The 12,900-nt window shown below is 64.1% G+C and carries 13 protein-coding genes and 1 tRNA gene; 10 read left to right on the forward strand and 4 right to left on the reverse strand.

The genetic code is table 11. The features are described 5' to 3' along the window. Positions 1-100: 100 nt before the first annotated feature. The 4 genes from XI04_RS21940 to XI04_RS21955 form a co-directional block, all read right to left on the reverse strand. Positions 101-177, reverse strand: a tRNA-Asp gene (locus XI04_RS21940). Positions 178-336: 159 nt separating this feature from the next. Then, on the reverse strand, positions 337-540 hold the full coding sequence (locus XI04_RS21945) for a hypothetical protein (protein WP_018320134.1): 204 nt from the start codon (positions 538-540) through the stop codon (positions 337-339). A 143-nt stretch (positions 541-683) separates the two neighbouring features. Further along, positions 684-1,979, reverse strand: coding sequence for a spinster family MFS transporter (locus tag XI04_RS21950; protein ID WP_028141452.1), 1,296 nt, complete (start codon positions 1,977-1,979; stop codon positions 684-686). Positions 1,980-2,039: 60 nt separating this feature from the next. After that, a complete protein-coding gene (locus XI04_RS21955; RefSeq protein WP_028141453.1) occupies positions 2,040-3,230 on the reverse strand; it encodes an aromatic ring-hydroxylating dioxygenase subunit alpha in 1,191 nt (396 codons plus the stop codon). Positions 3,231-3,413: 183 nt separating this feature from the next. Here XI04_RS21955 and XI04_RS21960 point away from each other — a divergent pair, with 183 nt between their 5' ends. The 10 genes from XI04_RS21960 (at position 3,414) to nuoF (ending at position 12,899) form a co-directional block, all read left to right on the forward strand. Beyond that, a complete protein-coding gene (locus XI04_RS21960) occupies positions 3,414-3,926 on the forward strand; it encodes a MarR family winged helix-turn-helix transcriptional regulator (protein ID WP_038948739.1) in 513 nt (170 codons plus the stop codon). A 177-nt stretch (positions 3,927-4,103) separates the two neighbouring features. After that, positions 4,104-6,359 (forward strand): TonB-dependent siderophore receptor, encoded by a 2,256-nt coding sequence (locus XI04_RS21965; protein ID WP_028141455.1) that lies wholly within the window; start codon positions 4,104-4,106, stop codon positions 6,357-6,359. 635 nt (positions 6,360-6,994) lie between these two features. Further along, on the forward strand, positions 6,995-7,360 hold the full coding sequence (locus XI04_RS21970; protein WP_018320139.1) for an NADH-quinone oxidoreductase subunit A: 366 nt from the start codon (positions 6,995-6,997) through the stop codon (positions 7,358-7,360). Beyond that, the gene (locus XI04_RS21975) at positions 7,351-7,938 is read left to right on the forward strand and encodes a NuoB/complex I 20 kDa subunit family protein (RefSeq protein WP_026202310.1); all 588 of its coding nucleotides are present in this window, start codon (positions 7,351-7,353) and stop codon (positions 7,936-7,938) included. Before XI04_RS21970 ends, XI04_RS21975 begins: the two co-directional genes overlap by 10 nt. 11 nt (positions 7,939-7,949) lie before the next feature. Further along, complete coding sequence (locus tag XI04_RS21980) at positions 7,950-8,564, forward strand: NADH-quinone oxidoreductase subunit C (protein ID WP_028141456.1); 615 nt, start codon at positions 7,950-7,952, stop codon at positions 8,562-8,564. 2 nt (positions 8,565-8,566) lie between these two features. Further along, on the forward strand, positions 8,567-9,763 hold the full coding sequence (locus XI04_RS21985; RefSeq protein WP_028141457.1) for an NADH-quinone oxidoreductase subunit D: 1,197 nt from the start codon (positions 8,567-8,569) through the stop codon (positions 9,761-9,763). Further along, a complete protein-coding gene (locus XI04_RS21990) occupies positions 9,763-10,728 on the forward strand; it encodes an FkbM family methyltransferase (protein ID WP_271623765.1) in 966 nt (321 codons plus the stop codon). The genes XI04_RS21985 and XI04_RS21990 overlap by 1 nt, the downstream gene beginning before the upstream one ends. A gap of 12 nt (positions 10,729-10,740) precedes the next feature. After that, entirely contained in the window at positions 10,741-11,352 is a 612-nt protein-coding gene (gene nuoE, locus XI04_RS21995; RefSeq protein ID WP_018320144.1) for an NADH-quinone oxidoreductase subunit NuoE, read from the forward strand. After that, entirely contained in the window at positions 11,352-11,558 is a 207-nt protein-coding gene (locus XI04_RS22000; protein ID WP_028141459.1) for a hypothetical protein, read from the forward strand. Before nuoE ends, XI04_RS22000 begins: the two co-directional genes overlap by 1 nt. Before the next feature lie 15 nt (positions 11,559-11,573). Then, on the forward strand, positions 11,574-12,899 hold the full coding sequence (gene nuoF, locus XI04_RS22005) for an NADH-quinone oxidoreductase subunit NuoF (RefSeq protein WP_028141460.1): 1,326 nt from the start codon (positions 11,574-11,576) through the stop codon (positions 12,897-12,899). The last annotated feature ends 1 nt before the right edge of the window (position 12,900 follow it).

Here is a 12,900-nt window from a genome sequence, read left to right on the forward strand (position 1 = left end):
CTGACTATGCCGAGAGTTCCCGCCAGCGGCAGGGAATCGCCGGCGCAGATGCGGCAGAAGTCGAGAAGTTCAAGCTAAGACTATGAAGGGGTTGCCAAAATGGCGCGAGAGACGGGGCTCGAACCCGCGACCTCCGGCGTGACAGGCCGGCGCTCTAACCAACTGAGCTACTCCCGCGTGGTTCGCTCGATGCGCGCGGAACGAGGGGGGAATTAAAGGCGGGGCTGAGTGAAGTCAAGGACGTTGCGCTGGCACGGTGTATCTCGGCTAAGCATTGCTCTGGAAAACGAAAAGGCCGCCCGGAGGCGGCCATCGGTCAGCCCGGAAGCGGACCTTTCAGCGAATCTCGGACGTGCCGGCGCTCGTCACCACCACCGGCTTGCCGGCCTTGATCACGTGGGTGGACTGGGCGGTCTGGCTGTAATCGGCATTGGTGCGGGCTGCGATCCCGAAGGCCGCCACTGTGATGCCAGCCACCAGCGCCACCACCACGATCTTCAGGTGGGTCGCACGATCAGCAGAGTGAATTGAGTGGTTCATCTGAGCCTCCCGACGGGCTTTGCCGCCGTCTATGGGCTCATGTCTTAAGGACCATCTGTTTCCGGATGGTTTCGCGGGTTCCGCAAAATGGTTTCATCTCGCCGCCCGGCCTGTTTCGCCGGGCGGGCCCAACCGGGCCGGTCTCAGGCCGCGGCACGGCCGATGTCGTCCCGGATCGCGCGGGCGGCCCAGATGAACAGGAGTGCGCCGAGCGTGGTCGTGACCGCCGCCGAGAGCAGGGAATAGCGCACGGCCTCTGCGCCATAACTGCCCTTCAGCGCGTCATTGACCATGCCGACCGCGAGCGGGCCGACACCCTGGCCGAAGCAGGTGGCGGTGAGCGCAATCAGCGCGGAGGCGAGCGCGCGCATGCTGGGCTTGGCCACCGTCTGCGCGATCGCGAAGATCGGGCCGAGATGGAAGCCGACCAGGAACGAGGTCAGCGCGAGCATGGCGACCATCATCGCGAAATCCTGCGTCAGCATGCACAGCGCGAACACCGGCCCGGCGAGTCCCGAGGTGATCGCGGGCGCCCACAACTTCCAGCGGTCGTCGCGGCGGCTGACCTGCGCCACGACGAAACCGCCGAGCAGGGTGCCGGCCATGCCGGCCAGGCCCTTGAAGGTGCCGGCATAGGTGCCGATCTCGGCGCTCGACAGATGATGCACGCGGGCCAGGAACGGCGGGATCCAGGCCGCGGTCGCGTAGTTCGTGTAGGTGGTGAGGCAGAAGCCGATCAGGACGATGATGAAGCTGCGCTGCGAGGCGAGAAAGCGCAGCGTCGGCCCGAGCGGCTCGGGCACGAAACTCTCCTGCATCGCGCCGCGCTTCGGCTCGGAGATCGTCAGCCACAGCACCAGTGCGAGCAGGATGCCGGGCAGGCCGGCGACATAGAAGGCCATCCGCCAGCCATAGTGCTGGTTGACGTAGCCGCCGATGAAATAGCCGAGAAAGACGCCGAGATAGGTGCCGATGGCGTAGATGCCGAGCGCGCGCGGGCGCTCATTCTTGGCGAAGAGGTCGGCGACGATCGATTGCGAGGCCGGCGAGCCCGCGGATTCGCCGACGCCGACGCCGATGCGCGCCAGCGCCAGCGAGGTCACGCTGGTGGCCGCGCCGCACAGCGCGGTCATCGCGCTCCAGAACGCAAAGGCCAACGCCACGATGTTGCGGCGGTTGAGCCGGTCGGCAACACGCGCAATGGGAATGCCGAGCAGGGAATAGAACAGCGCAAAGCCGAAGCCCGCGAGCAGGCCCATCATGGTGTCGCTGAGGGCGAACTCCTTCTTGATCGGCTCGATCAGCACGTTGAAGATCGTGCGGTCGAGGAAGTTCAGCGCGTAGATGATGGTGAGCAGCCCCAGCACGTAATAGCGCCGCGCCGGGGGCTTTGCCGCGGCAGCCGTTTGCACCGACATCTGTGACGTCACATCGACCATCGCTTCCCCCAATCTGTCGTTGTTATCGTTGTCGGTCCAGCTCCGTTTGGAGCTGGTAGATCAGCCTTCGCGGATGTAATTCCCCGCTTCGAATGCGACCGGAGGCGCGCCGGCATCGAACGAGACGCCGATCGGATCGCGGCCCGCGGCGAGCGCATCGAGCTGGTCGCTCAGCATGCGCCGGATCAACAGGATGCCGCGGTCGCTCTGGCCGAAATGCTCCTCGGAATGAACGGTGACCTCGCCCTGGCCGACCTGGGCCTCGTAATCGCCCGGAAATTGCTGGTGCTCTTGCTCGGTCATGTCCCACCAGAACTTGCCGTTGAACTTCGAGCGCATGCGGCTGATGTCGCCGGGAGCCTGGACGCGGCCGGCGACATAGATCCGGAAGGAGCCGTCGTCGATCGGAAGGACCCAGCCGATCGACTCGACGCGCGCGAACTGCGCGACGCGCGGGTTCGGCACGACGCGTAAGGTCGGCAGCGCAGCCTCGCTGACGCGATAGAATACCTTGCCGTCGTCCTGCTTGCGCTCGGAGCGGACCAGGACGCCGCGCGGCGATTTCTCGAACGTCACCTCCGGGATCGACGCCATCATGTTGGTGAATTGCGGGCCCGAGAACGAGCCGTGCAGCACCGGCACGTGATAGGGATCGACCACGTTCTCGAAATGCTGCAGCCAGTTGCACGGAATGATGGCGGGGCCACCGCCGCCGATCGAGGAATCATCGGCCTCGACCAGCTCGCCGTCGTCCATTGTCTCCAGGCATTCGTAAGCCGGCAGCACCGGGCGTTTCTCGGCCGGGCCCATATAGGCGAAGATCAGTCCGTAGCGTTCCTCGACCGGATACCAGGGCTGGCGCACCTTGTCCTTGAACTGGCCGCCGTCGGGCTCGCAGGGCTGCTCCAGGCAGTGGCCCTCGGTGTCGAACTTCCAGCCGTGATAGCAGCAACGGATGCCGTCCTCCTCGACCTTGCCATAGTAGAGCGTAGTGCCGCGGTGGCAGCAGCGGGCGTGCAAGAGGCCGGCGCGGCCATGCTTGTCGCGGAACAGCACCAGATCCTCACCCAGTGCGCGGACCTTCCTCGGTGTGTCGGTGGCGTCACCGACGAGCCCGACCGGGTGCCAGTAACGGCGCAGCAGTTCGCCCATCGGCGTGCCGCGCACGACCGAGGTCAGCTCGGTGCGGGTGTGCGCCGGCTTCATCGCATAGGCCGTGCCGAGATCACGATCCCGCTGGGTGATGGTCATGCTGGTCCTCCCGCTTTGGCCGTGATGGCCGGGCCTTTTCGATGCCTTGGATCCAGTGAAAGATAATTCGATGACAATGTCAACGATCTTCCAAATGCCTCTTAGTCGCATTTGATGAGGCGGGCGGCGGGGCTTGGCAGGCTCGGGCTTGGCAGGCTCGGGCTTTCTTGGCAGAGGTGGATCATGAGCCAGACCGAGAGCAGGGGCGGGGCGACGTCGCCCGCAGACGAGAGCGAACCGTCGGCCCCGATCACCGTGATGCTGTCGTCGCGACTGATGGTGCTTGCCAATCTGCTCAAGCGCGGTGCGATCCTGCGCTACAAGCGCCTCACCGGATTGTCCTCGGTCGAGTTCGGTCTCGTCGCCTCGCTCGGCCGCCGGCCGCCGATGAGCGTGGCGCGGCTTGCCGAGGCCGTCGGCCAGGACAAGGGACAGATCAGCCGCGCGCTGGCAAATCTGCTCTCGCGCAAGCTGATCGTGAAATCGGCTAATCCGAAAGATAGCCGCGAAGTGCTGATCTCGCTGACGGCGGCGGGCCTCGCCGCGCATGATGCGATCGTCGACGGCGCGCAGGAGCGCAACCGGCGCCTGCTGGAACAGCTTAGCGAAGCCGAGTTCCACACGCTGCTGGGTCAAGTCGATCGGCTCACGGCGATCGCCGCCGAGATGCTCGAGAGCGAGAAGAACGCACGCTGATCTCGCAGCGTTCTCTCGACATGTTGGATCCCTTCTAAGAGTCCTTCTAAGAAGCTTTCAATTAGGGAATTCTCGCGCCCTCCCATAAGCGTCGCCGGTGAGCGCATGCCGTCCGGGGACAGGCGGCATGACGCATCGAACATGCAGCTTCGGGGTGGCGCGTTGAACAGTCTGGGAATGCTGCGGTCGGCCGTGTTGGCGACCGCGTCCGCTTGGGTTTTGATGCCGCAGGCATCGCTTGCACAATCGTCCGCGCAGGGTGGCGCAGCGAGCCTGCCGCCGGTGACCGTCACCGCGCCGGAAGCGCGCCGCCGCGCCGCCACGACCCCTCAGCGCCGAGCGCCGCGGTCGTCGGAGCAGACTGCCAACAGGAACAGGCCGCAGTTGCAGCGCAACGTCGGCTTCGTCGAGACGCCGCGCGGCCCGGTGAACGGCTACGTCGCGGGTCGCAGCTCGTCCGGCACCAAGACCAACACGCCGATCATCGAGACGCCGCAGTCGGTGTCCGTCATCGGCGCCGAGCAGATCCGCGACCAGAAGCCGAACAAGCTCGATGAGGTCCTGCGCTACACCGCCGGTGTGCGGGCGGGAACGTTTGGCACGGACACCCGCAACGATTGGTGGCTGATCCGCGGCTTCAAGTCCGAGGACATCGGACTGTTCCTCGACGGCATGCAGCTGTTCTACACCTCCTATGCGAGCTGGAAGCTCCAGACGCCGAACATGGAGCGGGTCGAGGTGCTGCGCGGTCCGTCCGCGGTGCTCTACGGTGGATCGAGCCCGAGCGGCATCGTCAACGTCATCAGCAAGTTGCCGCCCGCCGAGCCGATCCGCTACGTCGAGACCGGCGTCAACAATTTCGGCAACGCCTATGTCAGCTTCGATTTCGGCGGGCCGGTCGCGACCAGCCCCGAGAACGGCAAGCTGTTCGCCCGCGTGGTCGGCCAGGTCCAGAACGGCGGCACGCAGGTCAACTTCACGCCCGACAACAACTACTTCATCGCGCCATCGTTCACCTGGAAGCCGGACGCCGACACGAGCTTCACGGTGCTGGCCTCGGCCTCGAAGCAGGACACCCGCGGCATCAACTTCCTGCCCTACCAGGGCACGGTGACCAACGCACCGTTCGGCAAGATTCCGACCAGCTTCTTCGTCGGCGATCCCAGCGTCGACAAGTTCACGCGCGAGCAGGAGATGCTCGGCTATCAGTTCGCGCGCAATCTCACCGAGGACCTGACGTTCCGTCAGAACGCCCGCTTTGCGCATGTCGACATTACCTACCGCGGCTATGTCGGCAACGATTGGGCCAATATCAACACGGCCACGCTCAATCGGTACAATTGGTATGCAAAGAACACTGCCAATCAGGCCAATCTCGACAACCAGCTCGAGTATCGCTTCAATACGGGCCCGGTCAGGCACACGATGCTGTTCGGCGTCGACCTGAAGGGATACCAGATCGACGACTACCAGGCCTTCGGGGGTGGCGTGCCCGCGATCAACGTCTTCAATCCCGCCTATGGGGCGGCCGAGGTCGCACTGCCGGCCGCTCCGTTCCGGAACTTCCTGATCACTCAGAAGCAGGCCGGCACTTATCTTCAGGACCAGATGAAGCTCGGCAACTTCACGCTGGTGCTGAGTGGCCGCAATGACTGGGTCGAGACGACGCAGGAAACGCGTGACACCGGCGCCACGGTCGGGAGCCGCAACGACAGCAGGTTCAGCGGCCGCGCCGGGCTGATCTACAATTTCGACAATGGCATCGCACCCTACGTCTCCTATTCGACGAGCTACAATCCGATCATCGGGCTCAACGCCCAGAACCAGCTGTTTCTGCCGGAGACCGCCAAGCAGGCCGAAATCGGCGTAAAGGTCGCGCCAAAAGGCTTCGACGGTTATTTCACGGTCTCGGCTTTCGATCTGGTCCGTCAGAACGTCGCGACGACGTTGCCGGGCAGCGTTCCAGTCCTGCAGAACCAGACGGGCGAGGTGACCTCGCGCGGTATCGAGCTCGAAGCGGTGGCCAATGCCACGAAGGAGCTGAAGTTCATCGGCTCCTTCACGGCCTATCATCTCTTCAACAGCAAGGATCTAGATCCGACGCTCGTCGGCAAGACACCGACCAACACGCCTGAGCTCCTGGTCTCGGGCTGGGCCGACTACACCTTCAAGGACGGACCGCTGGAAGGATTTGGTTTCGGCGGCGGCGTTCGCTACATCGGCGCGTCCTGGGCCGACACTGCCAATACCCTCGAGGTTCCCGCGGTGGTGCTCGGCGATCTCGCGGTCCATTACGAATGGCAGAACTGGCGGACGGCGCTCAACGTGATCAACGTGACCGACAAGATGTATGTCGCGAGTTGCGCGTCGACCACCTCCTGCTTCTACGGCGACCGCAGGCGCGTCACCGCCAGCGTTTCCTACAAATGGTGAGGACAGGTGAGGGCGGCTGACATCTGGTGCCGCCGGTCCTCCACCACGAGATAGATGAGCACCCGGGCTATGCCCCCCAGCCCGAAGCTCATCGGAGCGCGGCGCGCGCGACGGCCCTCCACGTCGCCGCTCGCCGCGCTCGCGACCGGTCGGGCCGCAATATATCGCAAGCCCGAGTTGTCTTCGCAGCAGGCAGGCCCGGTCCGGCCCCGATGCATGGCTCGTCAGATCGCTTGCGCCTGTGGATAGGTGTCTTTGCTCCGGGGCGCTCGGCATTATGTCGCCGGGGTGACAGTCAGTCGGGGCCTAATGGCGGCCGCAGCTCGGTTTGGGTGCGCTGCCGCACCAAAAAACCAGGTGCTTTTCTCGTGCAATGCGTGGCAAAAAGCTGCCTTGGCTCGCGCGGCCGCAATCTCAGAACGGCTGCCCTGCAAAACGGTGGCCGCCCTTGCTGGCCTTGGCGATCTGCTCCATACCAGCGCGGGGTGATTCCGGGATTTTCACCGTTCTGGGGGCGGCAAAGGGCCTAAAAAGAGCGTGTCTTGCGCCCATTGGTGCACTGCGCTAAGGCTCAGAATAATTCCAAATCGGACGAATCCGTGGCTGTCCCGAGGCTGCGGGAAAAAGGGCTCGCCATGAGCGGCATTCTGCAGAACTATCTTCCACTCGTCGTCTTTATAGGGGTAGCGGGCCTCATTGGCCTCGTGCTGCTGATTGCGCCCTTCGTCGTGGCGTTCCAGCAGCCGGACCCGGAAAAGCTGTCGGCGTATGAGTGCGGTTTCAACGCCTTCGACGACGCGCGCATGAAGTTCGACGTCCGCTTCTATCTGGTCGCCATTCTCTTCATCATCTTCGATCTCGAGGTGGCGTTCCTGTTTCCCTGGGCGGTGGCGTTCGGCAAGCTTGGCGCGACCGGCTTCTGGTCCATGGTGGTGTTCCTCGCCGTGCTGACGGTCGGGTTCGCCTATGAATGGAAGAAGGGAGCACTCGAATGGGATTGAACCCCGTGTCGTCCACAGGTCCGGCTATCGCGCCGGCCCCCAAGGGCATCCTGGATCCGTCGACCGGCCGGCCGGTCGGGGCCAATGATCCGTTCTTCCTCGAGGTCAACTCCGAGCTGTCCGACAAGGGCTTCTTCGTGGCCGCGACCGACGACCTCATCACCTGGGCCCGTACCGGCTCCCTGATGTGGATGACCTTCGGTCTCGCCTGCTGTGCGGTCGAGATGATGCAGGTGTCGATGCCGCGCTACGACGTCGAGCGCTTCGGCTTCGCGCCGCGTGCCTCGCCGCGCCAGTCCGACGTGATGATCGTCGCAGGCACGCTGACCAACAAGATGGCGCCGGCGCTGCGCAAGGTCTACGACCAGATGCCCGAGCCGCGCTACGTCATCTCGATGGGCTCCTGCGCCAACGGCGGCGGCTACTATCACTATTCCTACTCGGTCGTGCGCGGCTGCGACCGCATCGTGCCGATCGACATCTATGTGCCGGGCTGCCCGCCCACGGCGGAAGCGCTGCTTTACGGCGTGCTGCTGCTGCAGAAGAAGATCCGGCGCACCGGCACCATCGAACGCTAAGGTTTTACGTCATGGACGACGCCAAGCTCGACGCCCTGGGGCAGACGATCGTTAGCGCGCTTCCGGGCGCCGCCATCGGTCATTCGGTGGCCTTCAACCAGCTGACGGTTGATGTCGAAGCCAGCAAGATCGTCGAGGTGGTCAAGTACCTCCGCGACGACCCGAACTGCCGCTTCATCAACTTCACCGACATCACGGCCGCGGACTATCCGTCGCGCGAGAAGCGCTTCGACGTGATCTATCACTTCCTGTCCCCGACCCTGAACGCGCGGATCCGGCTCAAGGCCCAGGCCGACGAGACCACGCAGGTGCCGTCGCTGATCGAGGTGTTCCCCGGCGCCGACTGGTTCGAGCGCGAGGCTTACGACCTCTACGGCGTGTTCTTCGTCGGCCATCCCGACATGCGCCGCATCCTCACCGATTACGGGTTCGAGGGCCACCCGCTGCGCAAGGACTTTCCGACCACGGGATTCGTCGAGGTCCGCTACGACGACCAGGAGAAGCGGGTTGTGTACGAGCCCGTCCGGCTCAACCAGGAATTCCGCAAGTTCGACTTTTTGTCTCCGTGGGAGGGGGCCGATTATCCGGTCCTTCCAGGGGATGAAAAAGCGGGACCGAAGGTCTGATCATGAACGAGCAACCCGAACAGCTTCGCAACTTCACCATCAATTTCGGTCCGCAGCATCCGGCGGCGCACGGCGTGCTGCGTCTGGTGTTGGAACTTGACGGCGAAGTCGTCGCCCGCGTCGATCCCCATATCGGCCTGCTTCACCGCGGCACCGAGAAGCTGATCGAGCAGAAGACCTACCTCCAGGCGATCCCGTATTTCGATCGGCTCGACTACGTCGCGCCGATGAACCAGGAGCACGCCTTCTGCATGGCGGCTGAAAAGCTGCTCGGCATCGAGGTGCCGCGCCGCGGTCAGCTCATCCGCGTGCTCTATTGCGAGATCGGCCGCATCCTGTCGCATCTGCTCAACGTCACCACGCAGGCGATGGACGTCGGCGCGCTGACCCCGCCGCTGTGGGGCTTCGAAGAGCGCGAAAAGCTGATGGTGTTCTACGAGCGCGCCTCGGGCAGCCGTATGCACGCAGCCTTCTTCCGCGTCGGCGGCGTGCATCAGGATTTGCCGCAGAAGCTGGTCGACGACATCGAGGCCTGGTGCGATCCGTTCCTGAAGGTCGTGGACGACCTCGACCGGTTGCTCACCGCCAATCGCATCTTCAAGCAGCGCAACGTCGATATCGGCGTGGTCCCGCTGAAGGAAGCCTGGGAGTGGGGCTTCTCCGGCGTGATGGTGCGCGGCTCGGGCGCGGCCTGGGACCTGCGCAAGTCGCAACCCTATGAATGCTACGCCGAGATGGATTTCGACATTCCGATCGGCAAGAACGGCGACTGCTACGACCGCTATCTGATCCGCATGGAAGAGATGCGCCAGTCCATCCGCATCATGAAGCAGTGCATCCAGAAGCTGAACGCGCCTGAAGGCAAGGGCCCGGTCGTCGTCGAAGACAACAAGGTCGCGCCGCCGCGCCGTGGCGAGATGAAGCGCTCGATGGAAGCGCTGATCCATCACTTCAAGCTCTACACCGAAGGCGTCCACGTGCCGGCCGGCGAAGTCTATGCCGCGGTCGAGGCGCCGAAGGGCGAGTTCGGCGTCTATCTGATCTCCGACGGCACCAACAAACCCTATAAGTGCAAGATCCGCGCGCCGGGCTTTGCGCATCTGCAGGCGATGGATCACATCTGCCGCGGCCATCTGCTCGCCGACGTCTCGGCAATCCTCGGCTCGCTCGACATCGTGTTCGGAGAGGTCGATCGGTGATGGGGCAGCAGGCGCCAATCCAGTTTGACCGCGCCTCGGGGGCCCTTGAAGGGGCCAACCTGTGGGAGCGGACGGCTGCCTTGGCGCTGGTGACGGGATCGAAGATCTCCTCGCACTTCTCGCATATGGGCTACATCGCCTGCGCGAATTTGCTGCGGAAGACGCTGCCCGAGCGCAACATCGCGATCAGGCTCAATCCCGACGCCGTGTTCGAATTCCCTTACGGCGACGGCTATTGGAGCAAGCTGCTCAACCGCTCGTACAATTATGAGGACGAGCTCGAGCTCTTGTTCGCCGATTCCGTCGACGTCGACTACACGCTGCTCGATTGCGGCGCCAATTACGGTTATTGGTCGGTGCTGGTGTCGAGCAGGCCGTTCGGTTCGCACAAGGCGATCGCGATCGAGCCGTCGGGGCAGAACTATCCGAAGCTCGCCAACAACGCCCGCGTCAACGGTAATCGCTTCGAGACCATGAAATGCGCGATCGGCGCCAGCCGCGGCACCGCGCGTCTGTCAGGCACCAAGCACGAAGCCTTCAGCATCGCCGGCGATCCCTCCGCGGGCGGTGAGGAGGTGCCGGTCATCGCACTCGACAATCTGATCCAGGACGGCAAGGTCGCAAGCACCGGCAAGTACCTGATCAAGCTCGACGTCGAGGGCGTCGAGATCGAGGCGATCAAGGGCGGCGCGCGTCTGCTCCAGGCCGACAGCGTCATCATGTGCGAGGAGCACGGCAGCGACCGCTCTCATGCGGTGTCGCGCTTCATCCTCGAGCAGACCCCGCTGAAGCTGATCGTGTTCGATCCGCGCAGCAACCGGATGGAGACCGTGACCGAGCTGTCGATCCTCGACCGCATCAAGGTCTCGACCCACGTCGGCTACAACGTTTTCGGCACCGCAAGCGCATTTTGGCAGGACAGGATCGAAGCCCTGAATGCGAAAACAGCGCGCCGCATGCAGTGAGAGATTGAAGAGATGTCCGTTCGCCGATTAGCACCGAAGGAAGTCCAGCCCGCGAGCTTTGCGTTCACGGAGGAGAACCTCGCATTCGCCAAGCAGCAGATCGCGAAATATCCGGCGGGACGTCAGGCCTCCGCCGTCATCGCCATCCTCTGGCGTGCCCAGGAGCAGCACGACGGCTGGGTCTCGGAAGCCGCGATCCGCGTCATCGCCGACATGCTCGACATGCCCTACATCCGCGTGCTGGAAGTCGCGACCTTCTACACGATGTTCCAGCTTGCCCCCGTCGGCAAGAAGGCCCACGTCCAGGTCTGCGGCACCACGCCGTGCCGCCTGCGCGGCGCCGAGGATCTGATCCACGTCTGCGAACACCGCATCCATCACGAGCCCTTCCACCTGTCCAAGGACGGCAATTTCAGCTGGGAGGAGGTCGAGTGCCTCGGTGCCTGCGTGAATGCGCCGATGGTGCTGATCGGCAAGGACACTTATGAGGACCTCACCAAGGAAAGCTTCGGCAAGGTGCTCGACGGTTTCGCTTCGGGCAATCCGCCCAAGCCCGGTCCGCAGAACGGCCGCCAGTTCTCGGCGCCGATCACCGGGCCGACCACGCTGAAGGAGAGCACCTGATGGGTGGTCTCTCGCAGCCTTCGGTGCAGGGGAGTGGTGCCATGAAGAAGTGGGGCTTCATCGCGTTGCACGCCGCCGTGGCGGCCGCTTTCATTTTCCTGCTGCAGCGTTTCAGCCTGAACGCGTCGCTGGAATCCAGTCTGCTCTGGGCGCTGACCTTCGCCGTCTGCGCCGCCGGACTTGCCTACAAGCAGACCATTCGTTGATCGGAAAGCACTGATATGCTCGAGGACAAGGACCGCATCTTCAAGAACCTCTACGGCCTCCACGATTGGGGGCTCGAGGGTGCGCGGCGCCGCGGCGCCTGGGATGGCACCAAGAACATCATCGACAAGGGCCGCGACTGGATCATCAACGAGATGAAGGCGTCGGGCCTGCGGGGCCGCGGCGGCGCCGGCTTCCCGACCGGCCTGAAATGGTCGTTCATGCCGAAGGAATCGACCGACGGCCGGCCGAGCTATCTCGTCGTCAACGCCGACGAGTCCGAGCCCGGCACCTGCAAGGATCGCGAGATCATGCGGCACGATCCGCATCTCCTGATCGAGGGCTGCCTGATCGCGAGCTGCGCGATGAACGCGCATGCCTGCTACATCTATGTCCGCGGCGAATTCATCCGCGAGCGCGAGCATCTCCAGGCCGCGATCGACCAGGCCTATGAGGCCAAGCTGGTCGGCAAGGACAACGTCAACGGCTGGCCGTTCGACATCTACGTCGCGCACGGCGCCGGCGCTTACATTTGCGGCGAAGAGACCGCGCTGCTCGAAAGCCTCGAGGGCAAGAAGGGCCAGCCGCGGCTGAAGCCGCCGTTCCCGGCCAATGTCGGCCTGTTCGGCTGCCCGACCACCGTCAACAACGTCGAGTCCATTGCCGTTGCTCCGGACATCCTGCGCCGCGGCGCGGCGTGGTTCGCCGGCATCGGCCGTCCGAACAATGTCGGCACGAAACTCTTCTGCATCTCCGGCCATGTCGAGCGGCCCTGCAACGTCGAAGAGGCCATGGGCATTCCGTTCCGTGAGCTGATCGACAAGCATTGCGGCGGCATCCGCGGCGGCTGGGACAACCTCAAGGCCGTGATCCCCGGCGGCTCGTCGGTGCGCATGGTGCCGGCCGAGCAGATCATCGACACGCCGATGGATTTCGACAGTCTGAGCAAGCTGCGCTCGGGCCTCGGCACCGCGGCTGTGATCGTGATGGACAAGTCCACCGACCTGATCCGCGCGATTGCCCGCATCTCCTATTTCTACAAGCACGAGAGCTGTGGCCAGTGCACGCCGTGCCGCGAGGGCACGGGCTGGATGTGGCGCGTCCTCACCCGCATGGCCGAGGGCCGCGCCCACAAGCGCGAGATCGACATGCTGCTCGAGGTGACCAAGCAGGTCGAGGGCCACACCATCTGCGCGCTCGGCGATGCTGCGGCATGGCCGATCCAGGGGCTGATCGCGCATTTCCGTCACGAGATCGAAGCGCGCATCGACCAATATTCGCACAGGGCCGACATCGACGATATCGGCGTCCGCGATCCCGTGAACATGGTCGCGGCGGAGTAAG

It is taken from the genome of Bradyrhizobium sp. CCBAU 11430 (assembly GCF_028128855.1).
GTDB classification, from domain to species: domain Bacteria; phylum Pseudomonadota; class Alphaproteobacteria; order Rhizobiales; family Xanthobacteraceae; genus Bradyrhizobium; species Bradyrhizobium ottawaense.